This is a genomic window from Paenirhizobium daejeonense (genome assembly GCF_014280875.1).
In the GTDB taxonomy this organism is placed as follows: Bacteria; Pseudomonadota; Alphaproteobacteria; order Rhizobiales; family Rhizobiaceae; genus Allorhizobium; species Allorhizobium daejeonense.
The window spans coordinates 509,592-527,523 of record NZ_JACLAL010000004.1; the positions used below are offsets into that span (position 1 = coordinate 509,592).

Sequence of the window (17,932 nt, forward strand, 5' to 3'; positions counted from 1 at the left end):
AGCTATGCTGGCGGCCTCCGCCTTCGGTGCTGCCGCCGAGCCGAACGCGCGCGTCAAGGATATCGCATCGCTTCAGGCCGGCCGGGACAACCAGTTGATCGGTTATGGTCTCGTGGTTGGCTTGCAGGGATCCGGCGACAGTCTTCGTTCGTCGCCGTTCACCGAACAGTCGATGCGGGCGATGCTGCAGAATCTCGGGATTTCCACGCAGGGCGGACAGTCCGGCGCGAAGAATACCGCGGCAGTTATGGTGACCGCCAACCTCCCTCCGTTTGCAAGCCCCGGTAGCCGGATCGACGTTACTGCGAGTTCGCTCGGCGATGCCACCTCCCTCCGCGGCGGCACGCTGGTCATGACATCACTGACCGGCGCTGACGGCCAGATTTACGCCGTCGCACAGGGATCGGTTGTCGTCTCGGGTTTTAATGCCCAGGGCCAGGCTGCCCAGATCACTGAAGGAGTCACGACCGCTGGACGTGTGCCCGGCGGCGCCATCATCGAGCGGGAACTGCCGTCTCAGTTCAAGGATTCCGTCAATCTTGTGCTGCAGCTGCGCAACCCGGACTTCTCGACGGCCATTCGTATCGCCGATGTGATCAACAATTATGCCTCCCGCAATCATGGTCGGCGGATCGCTGAAGCGCGTGATGCGCAGGCGGTCGTCGTGCAGAAGCCGCAGACGGCTGATCTCACGCGCCTGATGGCGGATATCGAGAATTTGGTGGTCGAAACGGATACACCGGCAAAGGTAGTCATCAACGAGCGCACCGGCACCATCGTCATTGGCGCCGACGTTCGCATCTCCAAGGTCGCTGTCAGTTACGGCACCCTGACTGTGCAGGTCACCGAGACCCCGCAGGTCATCCAGCCGGAACCGTTCTCGAAGGGCCAGACCGCGATACAGGACCAGACCGATATCACTGCGGAAAAGACCGGTGGCCCTGTCGCTATCATCGATGGACCGGATCTGCGGACCCTCGTTGCCGGCCTGAACAACATCGGCGTGAAGCCTGACGGAATCATCGCCATTCTTCAGGGCATCAAGTCGAGCGGTGCCTTGCAAGCGGAGCTCGTACTGCAATGACGAAGACAGTCGCTTCATCTCATAAGGCCGGTCACGGCGTGGTATTATCCCGTTCTGTCTTTGCCGCGCTCTGCCTCATGGCAGTGCTTCCTGCCGCGAGTGCCCAGGAAGCGGTCCAGACTGCGGCTCCTCCGACCACCGAGGATGAAATCCGCCAGTACTGCACCAATATCGCAGATCCCGCCCGTGACAGGCGTTATCTTCTGCAGAAGGAAGAACTCGAGAAGCTGCAGGCCGATATCGATCAGCGCATTTCTGTCATGGAGGCGCGCAAGGCCGAGTATGAGGATTGGCTGAAGCGTCGAAACGACTTCCTGAAGCAGGCTGAAGCGGGTCTCGTGGACATCTACAAGACCATGAAGGCGGATGCGGCGGCGCCGCAACTCCAGGAAATGGACGCTACACTCGCTGCAGCGATCATCATGAAACTCCCGGCCCGCCAGTCGGGCCTGATCCTCAGCGAAATGGAAGCGAAGAAGGCCGCGGTGGTATCTTCTATCATGTCCAGTGCTGCGGATCCAAACACGTCGAAAGATCCGTCATGAACAAAGCGTTCCCCGCCCTTATGCTGACCGTCGCTCTCCTGTCAGGCTGCAAGAGCGTGACGGAGAACCAGACGCTCAAGGAAATCGGCAACGCGCCTTCCATGAGCCCGATCGGCAGTGGTCTGCGTTACGGTCAGACGCCGCAGATGGCGATGTATCCGAAGCAGCCGCATAAGACAGCGAGCGGCTATTCGCTGTGGAGCGATAGTCAGGCTGCCCTGTTCAAGGACGCGCGCGCCTTGAACGTCGGTGACATCATGACCGTCAACATTCAGATCAACGACAAGGCAAGCTTCGACAACGAAACCGATCGCAAGCGCACCAACGACCGGAAGACCAGCTGGAATGCGAGTGCTACGATTTTCGGATGGAAGCCGGAAACCGATTCGACCATGGGCTTCGACACCACCACCGAAGCGAACGGTAAGGGCTCGATCAGCCGCGCCGAAAAGCTGACGCTGCTCGTCGCGGCCGTCGTGACCGGTGTTCTCGAAAACGGCAACCTGATCATCAGCGGTTCCCAGGAGGTTCGCGTCAACCACGAAATCCGCATCCTTAACGTCGCCGGTATCGTGCGGCCGCAGGATGTCGATTCCGACAATACCATCTCTTATGACAAGATTGCTGAAGCCCGAATCTCCTATGGTGGCCGTGGCCGCATAACAGAGGTGCAGCAGCCGCCTGTCGGTCAGCAGGTGGTAGACCTCTTTGCCCCGATCTGACCTTTCCGACCCCATTGAAGGACATTTGGTGACATGGCTCCCCTGATGATCGCCGACGCGGAATCCCCCGGCAAGAAGAAATCCGCACTGGTCCTCACGATCGCCAGCGTCGCCGTCCTGTCGGTCGTCGGCCTCGGCGGCGGCTGGCTTGTCGGCAAAATGCTGGTTCCTGCTTTGACGCCTCCGCCAGGGCAGGAGGCTACGGCGGAGCCTGAAGCCAAGGCAGCGGGGGGGCACGAGGCGGGCGGAGAGAAGGGCGAAATCCCCAACATCTCCGCGAGCCAGCCAAATCTGGTCTCGCTGGACCCGATCGTTACGAATCTGGCCTATCCATCTGAGAATTGGATCCGGATCGAGCTAGCGCTGCTGTTCAACGGCACTCCCGATCCGGCGCTTGCCGAGGAAATCCATCAGGACGTCCTCGCTTATCTGCGCACGGTGTCTCTTCAGCAGGTGCAGGGGCCGCGCGGCTTTCAATATCTTAGGGATGACGTATCGGAAATCGTTGACCAGCGCTCGCAGGGCCGGATATCAAAGGTCCTGTTCAGGATGTTCGTGATCGAATGATACGCCTCTTAATCCTTATCGCTGCACTGGGCCTGTTCCCCGAATTGGCGAACGCTCAGCAGCTGTCGCAGCAACTTCCGAATCTGCTGAATCTTCCGGTGGATGGCTCGGCTGCGGCTTGGATCATCAGGACTTTCGGGCTGCTGACGGTTCTGTCGGTCGCGCCCGGCATCCTTATCATGGTGACGAGCTTTCCGCGCTTCATCATTGCCTTCTCGATCCTGCGGTCGGGCATGGGGCTTGCGACCACGCCGTCCAACATGATCCTGACAAGCTTGGCCTTGTTCATGACCTTCTACGTTATGGCGCCGACATTCGATCGCGCCTGGCAGGATGGTATTCAGCCGATGCTCCAGAACCAGCTTTCGGAAGCCGAGGCCGTTCAGCGGACTGCCGAACCGTTCCGCACCTTCATGATGACCAATACGCGCCCGAAGGATCTGGCGCTGTTCGTGGATATCGCCAATGAGCGCGGCCAGCAGACGGTGACAGACGGCAAGGCGGATTACCGCGTTCTGATTCCCGCCTTCATGCTCTCCGAAATACGTCGCGGCTTCGAAATCGGCTTCCTGATCGTTCTGCCCTTCCTCGTCATCGATATGGTGGTCGCGACCATCACCATGGCGATGGGTATGATGATGCTTCCGCCGACATCGATCTCCCTGCCGTTCAAGATCCTGTTTTTCGTGCTTATCGATGGTTGGAACTTGCTTGTGGGCTCTCTTGTGCGGTCGTTCTCCTAGAAGAGCAGTCGCCACAGTTCCGGCATGATATGTAAAAGGCGCCCGTGGCCACGTCACGGGCGCTTTCCTATGCCTCCATCTCAGGCGGACGAGGAAAGGTGCGGGGTAGGGCAGAACAGGAAGGGTGACGTCTTCAATGAGGACGGAAGAACGGCGGGTGAATACTCTGCGTCGGTTCGAGTGGTTTCCAATGTACGGCTCACGTTCCCAAAGCAAGGAGTAACGGGGCTGGAGAAACCCAGCAGAGGGTTAGCGGCTCTGCCTCCTGAATGGCTTGAAAGAAGAGAGCATTGAGGCGATGCCGTTCTGTCTATTGCCGGAAAATGCCCTCACGCCTGCTTCACCTCGCCCCTGTGACGACGTGAATTCACGGACGAAGCCGTGACGGCCAATCTCTCGCCGGCCGGCCCGGCGAGTCGGCAGAGAACTGGTCTCCACCATTCCTTTCAAATTGCGCTTGCGGCCCGCGTCGACATCAGGCGGGAATTTCCCAGGCTGTTGGCGAGGAACGCCGTGTTGGCGTCCGGATCGCTCGATGCGTTCTGGAAGTTTATGTAGTCTATCGAGATGGCGGCCTTGTCACGGCCCAGCATGAGCCGGGCGTAGACGGTGACGCCTTGCGGCATGATCTCGAGATCGAGTGTGACGGAAGGCACAGTATCCCAGTCCAGCGAATAATCGCCCCCGGCGCCGAAGCGGATCGTGCCGGGATGAAAATAGAGTTCGGCGGCAGACTCGATGAGATCGGCAATACTGCCATGATGTTCAAAACGCAGCATGGAAATGAAGTCTGCCGCGTCGATCAGTCTTAATTCGGCCGCGAGAGGGCCGATGGCACGTGCTAGGATTTCTTCGCGCTCGATCGAGTAGGGGCATATTTTCATTTTGTCTATTTTACCCGTCTTTTGGTTTTTATCCACGGTGGACACCGCAAGGGCGGATCCGCCGCAACCTTTCAACTTATTGAAAAACCAGTCTATCTCTTGATGCCCGCACAGCTGCTGAGCTGGCAGGGATCGGTGATAGGGTATCGTTTCGTTTAGACATGCTCGGATGCTCGAATGGGTACGTAGCTGTTGCTGGCCAGGCCAGCGGTGACGCGGGAACGTCAGATGTCGGAAAAGGCAGTCCGTCTGACACCCTTGAAGGGGGGCGATCCGATCTTCCTGTTCGACAGCTGATCCATTGAGCGTGCCGGCTCCTGATGCCTGACCGCCAACAGCGGTTAGCACCATCGCAATGTCGCTCCAAAGTCGACAAGTCGGCTCCATCGTCTTTCGAAAGCAGCTTTCCGGCCCGAATGTGGGCGCGGTCCGGCATGCCTCGTCAGCACAATGGATGTGGCTTCATGCCACGGACGCTAATCTTGAATATTCGGGTCTTACTTGACCATGAAGGCACTGTCGCGCGGGGGGAGCGACGGTACGTCCAGATGATCCGGCTCCAGGCCCTGTTTTGCCCGGTCGACCATCATCTGGTAGGCCGTTTCCAGGTGCCTGCAGAAACGCTCCGCATCGAAAAGCGGACTGCGCAGACGATTGTCTTCGAGCCGCCTGCGATATTCCTTGGCGAGCTCGGGGTTCTGAGCGAGTTCGATCGCCTTCTGCACATAGTCCTCTTCATCCTCGGCGACCAGTTCAGGCAGCCCGATCGCGTTGAGAAGGCTCTCGCTGACGCGCGATGCGAAGTTCGTACCCTTGAGGGTGAGAACGGGCAATCCTGCCCACAGCTGTTCCGAGGTGGTCGTATGACCGTTGACCGGAAAGGTGTCGAGACCGATGTCCGCCGCCGTGATACGGTTGAGGTGGAGATCGAATTCCAGCTGCGACATGAAGAAAATGCGCTTGGCGGGTATGCCCAGCGAGGTCAGTTTGGCTGTTATGTTCGCCTGAACCTCTTTGCCGCGTTTGAGGATCCAGATAACGCTGTTCGGGGTCCTCTTGAGGATTGTCGCCCACATCTCGATAACCCTGGGCGTGATTTTGCGGTTCGCATTGAACGAAGCGAACACAAAGGCGTCTTCGGGCAGGCCCACTTCGACCTTGGTCATCTGCTTGGCAAGCGGGCGGTTGTCCGGATCGTTCGGCTGGTAAGTCTCCGGCATCCTGCAGAACTTCTCGTAGTAGTGCGGTGCGGAACTGTCTGGCAGCACGTATTTGTCGCCGATCGCATAGTCGAGATCGACGTTGACGGTCGAGCCGGGGAAACCCAGCCACGCGACCTGAATGGGAGCCGCTGCCTTGTTGAACAATGCGGTGCGGTTGCCGACCGTATGGCCCTTGAGATCGACGAGAATGTCGATGCCGCGCCTGCGGATTTCCGCGACAACCTGCGGGTCCTCCATGTCGCGGATCGTGACGATATCGCCCCAGAGACTGCGGTCTGCCTGGTTGGTCGCCAGCATCTCGGGGTCGGTGTGGCAGAACAGTGTGATTTCGAACCGGTCGCGATCATGCAACTCTAGCACCCGCCGGATAAGTTTCATCGTCGCGTGTCTGTCGAAAAGGTCGGAAGACACATAGCCGATACGGATCTTGTCCGACCAGGTGTGCGGTACGGAGCGACGGATCTTGGTAATCTCCGGGCTGAAGAACGGCGTGTTGCTTCTTGCGATCTGGTTCAGGTGTTCGTCACCCGTCCAATGCAGGTTGAAGAAGGTACCGTCATTCCGCAGAAACTCGGTGTCTCCCTCCGCGATTGCCGCTTCGATGATCGGCTGGTGTCGTTCCACGGCATCGAACTTGCAGTGTTCACGCGAGAAGGTGAGATACATCAAGCGAATGGACTGGTTGCGCGGCAGCTTTGCCAGCAGCACGCGAGCCGTCTCGATGTCGGAGGGATCGAAAACATCCCAGGTGTAGAGCGAGATGCGTGCGCCGAGCTGCATATGCTCGAGCACGTCGCTCTTCATCAGCAAATCCTTGAACACGCGCGCAAGCCGGGCCTGCTGGCGGTCTACGAGAAGGGAGCCGACGATGTAGGCGAGGTCCGGCTGGCGGCGCACTCTGTTCAGGATACCATTGGCAAGCGCAAGCGCACGGTCTTTCTCGCCGCTGGCGAAATAGAGCTTAATGGCTTCGCAGGTATTGTCTTCCGCGTGCTGGCCGCCCTGTTCGGCGGCGAGCTGGTAGGAATTTGCCGCCTCCTGCTTCAGGCCGAGCTGCAATAGCGTCTTGGCGAGCAGCGTGTAGGTTCTTGCGTCCCGTTGCAGGTCGAGGAGGCGATTGAGCGTCGACAGGGAGGCCGTGTAATGTCCGGTCCGATACTGCTTGGACGCCGCCGCATAGGTGATTTCGTTCAACGTTCGCTCCGTCAGAATGCCTGCGCTGCCGTTGTTCCCTGCCGCGAGAGATTTAATCCCTAGGGTCGAAACAGGCCGCTTTCGAGATAAGCTATTTGCCGAAGCTTGCTTGAAACGGGTGTCGATATTCGTGGGACCCTCGACGCCTGGCAATTGTTACCGCGACTTTTTGTGTTTTTGCGGTCTGTTAACCACGGGGTAAGGCACCTCGGTGCGAATCGTCAAAATTAAGAAGTTGGCAAGGGTTGGCTGCGAATTTCGTTCGTGTGACGGGTTTGGTGTCCTTGAAAGAAAAATGGAACCGAGTGGCATGATGTCGGTCCGTCACGGCCGGAATTTTTCAGACCCGGCATGTCCTCGTTGTTTGTTTTGAGTCTTAAGGGGACACTTCATGTCTAGCATCAACTTCAATAAGAACGCTACCGCCGCTCTCTCCACGCTGCGTGACATCAACAACAGCCTGTCCAAGACGCAGGACCGCGTCTCGACCGGTTACAAGGTCGGTTCCGCTTCCGACGGCGCGGCTTACTGGTCGATCGCAACCACCATGCGTTCGGACAACAAGGCGCTGGGCGCTGCTCAGGACGCCCTGGGCGTTGGCGCCGCCAAGGTTGACACCGCTTACGCTGCCATGGAAAGCTCCATTGACGTTGTAAACGAAATTAAGGCCAAGCTGGTCACCGCAAGCGAAAGCTCGGCCGACAAGGACCAGATCCAGCTCGAAATCGGCAAGCTGCAGGAACAGCTGTCGGCAATCGGTCAGGCTGCCTCGTTCAACGGCGAAAACTGGATGGTTGCTTCGGCTTCCGCTTCGAACACCACGGTTGTTGACGGCTTCGTCCGTAACGACGACGGCACGGTCAAGATCACGACTGCCGAATACAAGGTCAGCTCCTACGCGATCTTCGAATCGGTTACCGATGGCGTTGGCACCGGCGGTCTGCTCGGCTCGGTCATGGCAATCAAGCTCACCAGCGCTTCGACCTCTGGCGACATCAGCGCCTACCTCGACCAGGTTGAAACCGCTCTGTCTGAAATGACCAAGGGCGGCGCTGCTCTCGGTGCTCTGTCGACCCGCATCGACCTGCAGGACGACTTCGCTTCGAAGCTCTCCGACGCCATCGAATCGGGTGTTTCGGGCCTCGTGGACGCCAACATGGAAGAAGAATCTGCCAAGCTCTCTGCCCTGCAGACCCAGCAGCAGCTCGCCATCCAGTCGCTGTCGATCGCAAACTCCTCTTCGCAGAACATTCTGGCTCTCTTCCAGTAAGACTGGATTACCAGAAGAAAATCGGAAACCGCGCCCTCGGGCGCGGTTTTCTTGTTTGGGCTTGGGAATTTTGACCCCACCGGCTGTGACGATGCCACTGCCACTGCCCATTTCGCGCGGGCGAAGCCGCCGTCTGATCCGCCCTGACGGTATCCTGATTTCTCATTCTCCCGACCAAATCGCGCGTCATTTTGATCTTTCTTCCTCGCTTTCACCGGGTTGGGCCGCCTGCGACAAAATGGCATCGATAAATATTCACGATTTTTCTTTTCGCATTTGGAAGTCGTTAACCTTAATGGTGTCTACTCAGGTCATCGAAACAGCGGGCCGAAGTTAACTATAAAGCACTCGGCAAGCATGATGCTGACCAATGTTTCCGGGCAAACCCCGAATGTCCCTTCCATATTTATTGCCAAAGGGGCGATTCTAGATGACCAGTATCCTGACCAATACTTCCGCAATGTCCGCACTTCAGACGCTGCGTAACATCAATACTAACCTGGCTGATACGCAGGATCGCGTTTCCTCGGGCTTCCGCGTTGGCGAAGCTGCCGATAACGTTGCTTATTGGTCGATCTCCACCACGATGAACTCGGACAACAAGGCGCTGAACGCTGCCTCCGACGCTCTCGGTGTTGGCGCTGCCAAGGTTGACACCGCTTACGCCGCCATGGAAAGCGCCATCGACGTCGTCAACGAAATCAAGGCAAAGCTGGTAACTGCGACTGAAACTTCGACCGACAAGGACCAGATCCAGCTCGAAATCGGCAAGCTGCAGGAGCAGCTCTCCTCGATCGGCCAGGCCGCTTCCTTCTCCGGCGAAAACTGGATGGTCGCTTCGGCTTCTGCTTCCAACACCACGGTTGTTGACGGCTTCGTCCGCAACGACGACGGCACGGTCAAGGTCACGACCGCCGAATACAAGGTTGGTTCCTACGCACTATTCGAATCGGTTACCGATGGCGTTGGCACTGGCGGTATCCTTGGCTCCGTCATGGGTATCAAGCTCACCAGCGCTTCCACCGCCGGCGACATCAGCGGCTACCTCGACCAGGTTGAAACCGCGCTGTCCGAAATGACCATCGCTGGTGCCGCTCTCGGCGCTCTGTCGACCCGCATCGACCTGCAGGACGACTTCGCTAACAAGCTCTCCGACTCCCTTGAAGCGGGTGTTTCGCGCCTCGTGGACGCCGACATGGAAGAAGAATCTGCCAAGCTTTCTGCCCTGCAGACCCAGCAGCAGCTTGCCATCCAGTCGCTGTCGATTGCGAACTCCTCTTCGCAGAACATCCTTACCCTGTTCCAGTAAGATTTATCTTACTCTTAATAGGAAGGCCGCGCTTACGCGCGGCCTTTTTTCGTTTGGGATTTTGAGGAAATTGGTATTTTTTCAATGTGTTAATAAACTATCCACAGTGCGGAACCCCGTTAGCTTCCTGTTTATTTTTGTTAATTTTCTCGCACCTGCATTTACCAATTGTTAACCGTGATGCTGTTTTCTGGGTGCATCGAAACAGCGAGCCGATCCGAATAGATGAAGGGGTCGGCAGGCATGAAGCTGAACGCCGTTACCGGTTCACGCCGGAATGTCCCTTCCTCAATTCATTGCCAAAGGGGCGACTCTAGATGACCAGTATCCTGACCAACACTTCCGCCATGTCTGCTCTCCAGACGCTGCGCGCCATCAACAGCAATCTTGCCGATACGCAGGATCGCGTTTCCTCGGGCTTCCGCGTTGGCGAAGCTTCCGATAACGTTGCTTATTGGTCGATCTCCACCACGATGAACTCCGACAACAAGGCGCTGAACGCTGCCTCGGACGCTCTCGGTGTTGGCGCTGCCAAGGTTGATACCGCTTATGCCGCCATGGAAAGCGCCATCGACGTCGTTGATGAAATCAAGGCGAAGCTGGTAACGGCAACGGAAGCCTCGACGGACAAGGATCAGATCCAGCTTGAAATCGACAAGCTGCAGGAACAGCTGACCGCGATCGCTCAGGCGGCTTCTTTCTCCGGTGAAAACTGGATGATTGCTTCGGCCTCTGCTTCCAACACGGTTGTCGTCGACGGCTTCATCCGTAACAACGACGGTACGGTCAAGGTCACGACCGCTGAGTATCAGGTTGCTTCCTATGCCCTATTCGACTCCATTGATGGCGGCGTCGGAAGCGGTGGTATCCTTGGCTCGGTTATGTCCGTCAAGCTGACCAGCATGTCCACCACTGGCCAAATCTCCGCCTACCTGGATCAGGTCGAAAGCGCACTTGGCGAAATGACCATCGCAGGTGCCGCTCTCGGTGCGATGATCACCCGCATCGAACTGCAGGACGATTTCGCTGCCAAGCTCTCTGATGCCATTGAATCGGGTGTTTCGCGCCTCGTCGATGCCGACATGGAAGAAGAATCTGCCAAGCTCTCCGCCCTGCAGACCCAGCAGCAGCTCGCCATTCAGTCGCTGTCGATCGCGAACTCCTCTTCGTCGAATATCCTCACTCTGTTCCAGCAGTAAAATACGGTCCAGGATATCTGAAATACTTGAAGGTCGCGCCAGAATTGGCGCGATCTTTTTCTTTTTATTGTTCCATTTTTCAAAAAAGAATCGAAACGATTCCAAGAAATTACTATTTTGTTTTGGGTCCACAATTTCGTCTTGTCACTGTTTCAATCTTTGGTTAACCATAATTAACTTTGAAACAGTCAGCGCGACGTACCCGTATACGATTCGGGTGGCATGAAGCCGTAGCGTCGGTGCCGTTTTTGCTCGGCATGTCCTCTTGTCACAAGATTGGGTAGGTGGAACATGTCCAACGTCATCATGACGAGCCACACGCAGAGCGCTTTGCAGACGCTCCTCTTTGCAAGCGATTCCCTTGAAAAAGCCCAATCCAGAAGCAATTCCGGTCTGAAGATAGCATCCGCTGCGGACAATGCCGGCTATTGGTCTGTTGCTACAGGCATGAGGTCGGACAAGAGCATCGTGGGAAGCATCGCCGACGCGCTGAACCTCGGTGCCTCCAAGGTGGATACGACCTATGAGGCCGTCAATTCCTCAATCGATATCCTCAACCAGATAACCTCTCTCCTGGAGACGGCTTATGAAGCGGGTACGGATCGTACGACGCTGAATACCTCGTTGATGGAGTTGAAGGGAAATCTCGAATCGGTCACGCATGCTGCGACCTTCTCGGGTGACAACTGGCTTTATAACTCCGATGCCAGCATGATTGATAACTACACCGTTCCGGCCTCCTTCCAGCGTTCTGTGTCCGGTTCGGTCTCGCTAAATTTCATCAGTATCAGCAGCAGTCAGTCGACGCTGGTCGATACCCAGGATGCAAATCGGGGGCTTCTGACAGGCGCAATCGATGCAGACGCGTTAAACCCGGCCACCTCAACGGGCACGCCGAGAAACTACTATCTTCTTGATGTTGGGTCAGCCACGCCGGCAACCGGTACGGAAATCAGCATCTCCGATTCGACGACGATCGGTGAACTGGACGATATGATCGCTACCGTCAGTTATATGACCGACAAGATGAATCGCCTTGCCAGCTCGCTTGGCACCATGTCCAATCGGATCGATCAGCAGGTGAACTATGCCGCCTCGCTGCGCGATACTTTCGATAGTAGCGTCAGCCGATTGGTCGATACCGACATGGAAGAGGAATCCGCCAAACTTGCGGCTTTCAAGACACAGCAGCAGGTGTCCATGCAGGTATTGTCGCTGCTCAACAACCACCAGCAGTCGCTTCAGGTGCTCTTCAGCTGACCGTCACGGGTTTGGTCCATCCTCGCACAAGTTTGGCGTCGTAAATCTTCACAAGCGTTGATGATCGCCTGATTTCGTTCAGGTGTTTCGCGCGAACACCGTTGATGAGGAACGTCGTGGCCGAGATTGCTTGCTTGTACGGATCGATGAGAGATTTCGGGCGGTCGGATCACGTTGACGGTCATCGTGGAGTATCGGCATGAGTGTTCTACTCTCCCGTTATCTCAAGGATTTCAGTGCGGTAGTCACTCCCCCGCCAGGTGATTTCTCATCGGAAATCGCAAATGATTTTGCCCAGCCCGATCTTCTGGCTGCGCCGGTGGAAGAGCCGGTGGACGTCGAGGCCATCCGGGACGAGGCCTATGCCGAAGGTCACGAGACGGCCGAGCGTGAACTTGCGGAAAAGCACCGCCAGGCTCTTGAAGCCATGGAGGAGGCGCACCGCGAGGAACTGGCTGCGATCAGGCAGAAATATGAAGACGAGATAGCCGAGCATATCGGCCAGGCATTTCAGCAAATGACGACGGCGGTTTCCGGAGCGGTCGAAGCTGCGGTTGTTCGCGTCCTGTCTCCTCTGATCGAAGAGAAAATCGCTCTGCAGACGGCGGCTGCCTTCGCGTCGAAGGTTGCTGAGGAAATCAAGGAAGGTACGGCGGTACGGTTGCAGGTTGCCGGGCCGGATCGTCTCCTCGAAACCGTAAAGACCCGCCTTGCCGCAATCGACGCTTCTGTCGACTTCCGGGAGACATCTGAAATCGAGCTGTCATTCCAGATGGGGGATTCCGTTCTGGTGACGCGGCTGGCTGGTGTAGTCGAAGCCATGGAAGGGCTTATGAATGAGTGAGGGCGAAAACCACCACCGCGGCAAGAACGAGATCATCATCGTCAAGCGTCACAAGGGTGACCACGATGGTGCGCACGGCGGCGCCTGGAAGATCGCCTATGCCGACTTCATGACCGCCATGATGGCCTTTTTCCTTGTGATGTGGCTCGTCAATGCCGCGAACGAAGAAACCAAGGCCTCCATCTCCAGTTACTTCAATCCTATCAAGCTGACGGATGAAACGCCCAGTCAGAAGGGCGTCAAGGAACCCGCAAAGGAAGCCGAGGGCGAGCAGACCGCGCAGAAATCCGATGTCAAGGCCGAGAAGCCCGAAGACGCCGCCGCCGCCGCATCGGGCGATGACATGACCGCGTCCTCCGGCGAAAATACCCATTATTCGGAAGCTGATTTCTTCGAGAATCCCTATGCGGTTCTCGCAGAGATCGCCCAGGAAGTAGGTCAGCAGGCCAATGTCAGCGTCAAGGGCGAGGGTGGTGCCGCCAACTCCGGCCCCTCGACCGGCGCATCCGGCGGTGAGGCCTACCGCGATCCTTTCGATCCCGACTTCTGGAGCAAGCAGGTCGCCGGCGGTCCCGCCCCGAACACCATGCCTGAGATCCAGGACAGCAAGTTGCCCGACACTCCGATTCAGCAGTCAGAGCAGGCCATGCTCGCTCCGGGCAAGGAGACGAAGCCGGAGAACGGAAAGACCGAGGCGCCGAACGAGGCGGCTCTTGCCTCTCCTGATGCCACTCAGCCGAAGACTGCTCACGAAAGCCAGGCCGCACCGGCCGAAGATGACATGGCGGCGAAATTGCCTGCCACGCCCGAGCAAAAGAAGGAAGCCGAGGAACTGCGCGAGGAACTCTCCCGCTCGCTCGACGGCGTTCCCGGCAAGCTGGCCGAGGGCATCGTTGTGACGCCTTCGGAAGGCGGCACGCTTCTTACCATTTCCGACCAGGCGACGTCGCCGATGTTTGATGTCGGCTCTGCCATACCGCAAAAGGAACTGGTGCTGGCGATGGAGAAGATCGGCGCAATCCTCAAGGACAAGCCCGGTTCGATCATCATCCGGGGGCATACCGATGTCAGGCCATATCGCGGCGGCAAGGGCGACAACTGGAGCCTGTCGATGGATCGCGCGCATGCAGCGTATTACATGCTCGTGCGCGGCGGCCTGCAGGAGGATCGCGTCAAGCAGATGTCGGGATTCGCTGACCGTCGCCTGCAGCTGCCCGACGATCCCATGAACGGTGCCAACCGCCGCATCGAGATTCTGCTGAGCGATGGCTAAAGGCGCGGCGATGACACGATCACCAAAAGGCCGCATTTTCCGCTTCACGCTGTCGGTCGCGGTGATTACCGCATGGCCTGCGACCGTTTGGGCGGATAGCAGCCTGTCCCCCTACAAGATGCTGCGGTCGCTGCAATTCATGCAGGACTCGGTGGTCCTCGGCGATCACTCCGCCGGCGACATGCAGCGTTTCATGCTGGAGACGATCGACAATCGCCTACGTTCGGCTGATGCCGAGATCTTCAGCGAACCACGCAACGCGGATGCCGCGCTCGTTTATGCCATGAGCGGCGGCAATCCGGCGACGCTCAGCTATCTTGTTGCCCGTGATGTCGAGGGCAATTTCGATGCGCGCGTCGTCAATGTCCTGCAGAAGTATTTCGATGGCCGTGGCATGCAGGTGGCAAAGACGATTGGCGACCTGGTTCCGGAATATCGTCACACGGCGCTCGGACCATATCTCGCGCTGATTGCCGGCAACATCACCTTCCCGACCGATGCCCGTGCCGCGCTCGGCTTCTTTGATGAAGCTCGCCTCAGCGCACCGGGCACGATCATCGAGGAGGCGGCCCTTCGTCGCTCCATCGTTGCCAGCATGGGCGTCTCCGAGGTGAAGAAGGCGCTGTCCTATTCCCGGCACTACGCTCGCCGGTTCGTCCATTCTCCCTATTCCAACCAGTTTGCCGATATGTTCGTCGAACTGGTGGTAAAGCACTACGGGGTCGTTACCGAAAACGATATAGTAGATGTCCTGGAGCCGATGGACACGGCGCGTCGGCAGGAGATCTATTTGCGGATCGCGCGGGCGGCGACGCTTCGCGGTAATCAGGAGCTTGCGAGGCTTTCGGCCACAGAGGCCCAGCGCCTCGCCGGCCTTCTGGATGGCAACGGGCAGCCGGTTCTGCCCAGCCTCTATGAAAGCGTGGCGAGCGTCTCTTCCTCTGATGTCGTTTCGGCGATCGACAGATTGTCGGCTGTCTCGGATGAGACCCTTTCCGAGCGGGACAGGGCTCTGCGTAATGCAGCCCGCAGTATTGCCGAACAGATCCTGAAGCCACCGGTGGCGGACGAACCGGTCAAGGTTGATGAACCCCGTGCCGGCGCGACCGGCCAGGCGCTCCTTGCTCCGCGGCCGCAAACGCCGGTGGGAACGAACGATGAGCAGCAATCGGTTTCCGCCCCAACCGTGCCCGAACCGGCGCCGGTCGCGGCGAACACGGATGCTCAACCGAAAGCCGCTGATGCGGCAATAGGTGAGGGGGGGCCGGTTCTCGATTTTGTCAAGCAAAGCCGAGGCCGGTTGGGGGAAATTGACGCGCTTCTCGAAGAGGAAGGCAACATCAGATGATGAACGTCGTAAACACTGCCGCCAAGGCAACCTCGGAAATGGTCTCGATGACGGGTGCGGGCGGGAAGACATCCCAGGCCTCCGGTGGAGACGCCTTCTCAAAGACCCTGAATGCTTTCGACGGCGAAAAGCCTCCGAGTTCGGGAGAGGGTGACGCGAAGGGTGCGTCCCAGGCGGCCGCGGGCGATGTTTCCGATGCTTCCGAGAAGGGGACGATTCAGGGCGCCCCCCTGCGCGATGATCCCGAATCCTCCGAGGCCGATCTTGCCTCCCTCAGTGAAAAGATGACCGCAGGTCAGCCGGTGCCACAGACGGAGACCGCTGGTGGAAAATCGGCAGTTGCGGCTACCGAGAAGCCCGGCGCGAATTCGCAGAAGCTGGCGGAGATTGCCGCTGCCCTGGCGATGTCCACCACCGATGGCGGGGTAACCGACACCAAGGCACTGGCCGCTGCACTCAAAAAACTCGCAGACAGCGCCAAATCCGACGCCGGTCCTGCAACGGATAGCGCTGACGAAACCCTTGATAACGCTCCGGCGGACACGAGCGCACTCGACGATATGCTATCACTGTTGTCGCTCCCTCTGGCCGGTGGCCAGACCGACCAGACGACGGCCGCGGCCGGTGAGCTTGGAGCAGCCCAGCAAGGCGTGATCAATGGCGTTGGGGGACATGCTGCCGGCGCGAAGGTTATTCCCGACCAGGCAGGGCAGGATGCCGCGTCTGGTGATGATGCGTCCTCCACGGAAAGCGGCACAGTCTTCCGATTTCAGAAGAGTGACTCGGCTGCAAGCGTTGATATGTACGTTGCTCCGGGCACCGACGGCAGCGTCGGTGTGGATGTCTCGACGCCGGCGGCCAAGGATGCGCCGGTCGTGCAGGTGGTCGATTCCAGGCGCTATCTCGGGCTCGCCCCGAACTCGAATGCTTTGTCCGTGGCATCGACGATCGCCAACGATCCGCAATGGGCGGGTGCTCTGGATCCGGCCTCGAAACTTGCCAATTCCGCGCTCTTCGCCAGCACGGGTAACGTGGTGCACACGCTGAAGATCCAGATGAACCCGGTGGAGCTTGGCAATGTCACGGCGACGATGCGGCTCGTGGGAGAGGACCTCAGCATTCATCTCACCGTGCATAGCAGCAGTGCCTATCGCGAACTCACGCACGACAGCAATTCCATCATGGATGCACTGAAGGCCCAGGGCTTCAGCGTCGACCAGATCTCGGTCAGCCTGTCGTCCTCGTCTGACAAGTCGGGCGACAATGCGGCCGGCGGGCGCCAGCCCTCCGACATGGGGCAGTCTCAGCAGCAGCAGGGCAACCGGCAGAGCGGCGGTGATGCACGGCAGGCTGAGCAGTTCGACAGGACATCATCTGGTTCGGGAACGGCAGGAGGCAATGATGCAGGTATGGTCGAAGGCGCTGTTGCTTCCGGCGCTGGCTCTGCTCGCCCTGAGCACGTCTACCTCTGAGAAAAGCGAGGCTGCCGCGCGCACCTGCGAGCGGCAGATCGAGAGCGCTGCAGCCCGCTACGGAATCCCGGAAGGCATTCTCTACTCGGTCGGCCTGACCGAGACAGGCCGCAAGGGTTCGCTCAGTCCTTATGCCCTGAACATCGAAGGCAAGGCCTATTTTCCGGCCTCGCTGCAGGATGCCTATAACCAGTTCGCGGACGCCAAGCGGCGTGGCGCGAAGCTGATCGATATCGGCTGTATGCAGATCAACCACTATTACCACAATTCCGAATTCGGGTCGGTGGAGCAGATGTTCGATCCGGCGCAGAACGTTGCCTATGCGGCCCTGTTCCTGAAGCGTCTTCACGACAGGCACGAGACTTGGACCATGGCGGTTGCTCGCTATCATGCCGGCCCGAACAATGACCCCGCACAGCAGAAATATGTCTGTCGGGTGATCGCCAATCTTGTGGCGACGGGCTACGGGAAGTGGACGTCGGCTGCGTCGTCATTCTGCCGGAATGCGCAACCTTAAGGGGAATTGACCATCGTCATCCTCGCGATCCGATGAATCCGGCAGGATTTGGGCAGGCGATATCAATCAATATCTCATTTGCCTCATTTAACGTTTTCCCCAAGGAAAATTGTATCAAGGTTAACCATAGCCCACTAAATCTAGTGCAAATCGGCTGACTATGGTTAATCAATTATTAATTAATCCCCGCAACTTTCCACCATTGTCTCCGATTCCTCCGATTCGTACTCCTTGTGCAATCGAGGCACTACACTGATTCGGAGGCGGACGAATGATCGTAGTAGTTGACGAGCGACAGCTCGTGACGGAGGGATACACATCCCTCTTCGGAAGAGAAGGCATTCCATCGACCGGGTTCTACCCCGTCGAATTCGGCGAATGGGTCAATACGGCCGCTGACGCCGACATCGCGGCCATCGAGGCGTTCCTCATCGGCCAGAGCGACGAGAGCTTCGCCCTGCCAAGGGCCATTCGCGAT

The 17,932-nt window shown here is 58.1% G+C and carries 16 protein-coding genes and 1 pseudogene; 15 read left to right on the top strand and 2 right to left on the bottom strand.

From position 1 onward, the window contains the following. The first annotated feature begins 4 nt into the window (after nt 1-4). Genes H4I99_RS12330 through fliP form a run of 5 tightly spaced genes read left to right on the top strand, consistent with a single transcriptional unit; the run spans nt 5 to nt 3,661 of the window. Entirely contained in the window at nt 5-1,084 is a 1,080-nt protein-coding gene (locus H4I99_RS12330; RefSeq protein WP_244625068.1) for a flagellar basal body P-ring protein FlgI, read from the top strand. Further along, complete coding sequence (locus H4I99_RS12335; RefSeq protein ID WP_163903388.1) at nt 1,081-1,629, top strand: MotE family protein; 549 nt, start codon at nt 1,081-1,083, stop codon at nt 1,627-1,629. Before H4I99_RS12330 ends, H4I99_RS12335 begins: the two co-directional genes overlap by 4 nt. Beyond that, on the top strand, nt 1,626-2,351 hold the full coding sequence (gene flgH, locus H4I99_RS12340; RefSeq protein WP_163903390.1) for a flagellar basal body L-ring protein FlgH: 726 nt from the start codon (nt 1,626-1,628) through the stop codon (nt 2,349-2,351). The genes H4I99_RS12335 and flgH overlap by 4 nt, the downstream gene beginning before the upstream one ends. Nucleotides 2,352-2,399: 48 nt before the next feature. Then, on the top strand, nt 2,400-2,918 hold the full coding sequence (locus H4I99_RS12345; protein ID WP_425314382.1) for a flagellar basal body-associated FliL family protein: 519 nt from the start codon (nt 2,400-2,402) through the stop codon (nt 2,916-2,918). Beyond that, the gene (gene fliP / locus H4I99_RS12350) at nt 2,915-3,661 is read left to right on the top strand and encodes a flagellar type III secretion system pore protein FliP (protein WP_163903393.1); all 747 of its coding nucleotides are present in this window, start codon (nt 2,915-2,917) and stop codon (nt 3,659-3,661) included. The genes H4I99_RS12345 and fliP overlap by 4 nt, the downstream gene beginning before the upstream one ends. Before the next feature lie 446 nt (nt 3,662-4,107). Here the strand turns inward: fliP and H4I99_RS12355 are convergent, their stop codons facing one another. Next, nucleotides 4,108-4,545, bottom strand: a complete 438-nt coding sequence (locus tag H4I99_RS12355; protein WP_163906074.1) for a BspJ family T4SS effector nucleomodulin — start codon at nt 4,543-4,545, stop codon at nt 4,108-4,110. 497 nt (nt 4,546-5,042) lie between these two features. Further along, nucleotides 5,043-6,962, bottom strand: a complete 1,920-nt coding sequence (locus H4I99_RS12360; protein ID WP_244625048.1) for an O-linked N-acetylglucosamine transferase, SPINDLY family protein — start codon at nt 6,960-6,962, stop codon at nt 5,043-5,045. 391 nt (nt 6,963-7,353) lie between these two features. Here H4I99_RS12360 and H4I99_RS12365 point away from each other — a divergent pair, with 391 nt between their 5' ends. From H4I99_RS12365 to H4I99_RS12410, 10 genes and pseudogenes are all read left to right on the top strand, one after another. Beyond that, nucleotides 7,354-8,232 (top strand): flagellin N-terminal helical domain-containing protein, encoded by an 879-nt coding sequence (locus H4I99_RS12365; protein WP_163903395.1) that lies wholly within the window; start codon nt 7,354-7,356, stop codon nt 8,230-8,232. 430 nt (nt 8,233-8,662) lie between these two features. Continuing rightward, on the top strand, nt 8,663-9,541 hold the full coding sequence (locus H4I99_RS12370; RefSeq protein ID WP_163903397.1) for a flagellin N-terminal helical domain-containing protein: 879 nt from the start codon (nt 8,663-8,665) through the stop codon (nt 9,539-9,541). A 317-nt stretch (nt 9,542-9,858) separates the two neighbouring features. Then, nucleotides 9,859-10,740, top strand: a complete 882-nt coding sequence (locus H4I99_RS12375; protein ID WP_163903399.1) for a flagellin N-terminal helical domain-containing protein — start codon at nt 9,859-9,861, stop codon at nt 10,738-10,740. A gap of 291 nt (nt 10,741-11,031) precedes the next feature. Next, a complete protein-coding gene (locus tag H4I99_RS12380) occupies nt 11,032-12,000 on the top strand; it encodes a flagellin N-terminal helical domain-containing protein (protein ID WP_163903401.1) in 969 nt (322 codons plus the stop codon). Nucleotides 12,001-12,199: 199 nt separating this feature from the next. Further along, nucleotides 12,200-12,844, top strand: a complete 645-nt coding sequence (locus tag H4I99_RS12385) for a hypothetical protein (protein ID WP_163903403.1) — start codon at nt 12,200-12,202, stop codon at nt 12,842-12,844. Beyond that, entirely contained in the window at nt 12,837-14,117 is a 1,281-nt protein-coding gene (locus H4I99_RS12390) for a MotB family protein (RefSeq protein WP_163903405.1), read from the top strand. The genes H4I99_RS12385 and H4I99_RS12390 overlap by 8 nt, the downstream gene beginning before the upstream one ends. Nucleotides 14,118-14,127: 10 nt before the next feature. Continuing rightward, nucleotides 14,128-15,465, top strand: a complete 1,338-nt coding sequence (motC, locus tag H4I99_RS12395; protein WP_163903407.1) for a chemotaxis protein MotC — start codon at nt 14,128-14,130, stop codon at nt 15,463-15,465. Further along, nucleotides 15,462-16,937, top strand: a complete 1,476-nt coding sequence (gene fliK, locus H4I99_RS12400; RefSeq protein WP_163903409.1) for a flagellar hook-length control protein FliK — start codon at nt 15,462-15,464, stop codon at nt 16,935-16,937. The genes motC and fliK overlap by 4 nt, the downstream gene beginning before the upstream one ends. Continuing rightward, nucleotides 16,867-17,454 carry a transglycosylase SLT domain-containing protein gene (locus H4I99_RS12405; protein WP_163906078.1) on the top strand — a complete coding sequence of 196 codons (588 nt, stop codon included), beginning with the start codon at nt 16,867-16,869 and terminating at the stop codon, nt 17,452-17,454. The genes fliK and H4I99_RS12405 overlap by 71 nt, the downstream gene beginning before the upstream one ends. Before the next feature lie 271 nt (nt 17,455-17,725). After that, nucleotides 17,726-17,932 (top strand): annotated as a pseudogene (locus tag H4I99_RS12410) (DNA-binding response regulator); the annotation flags it as partial.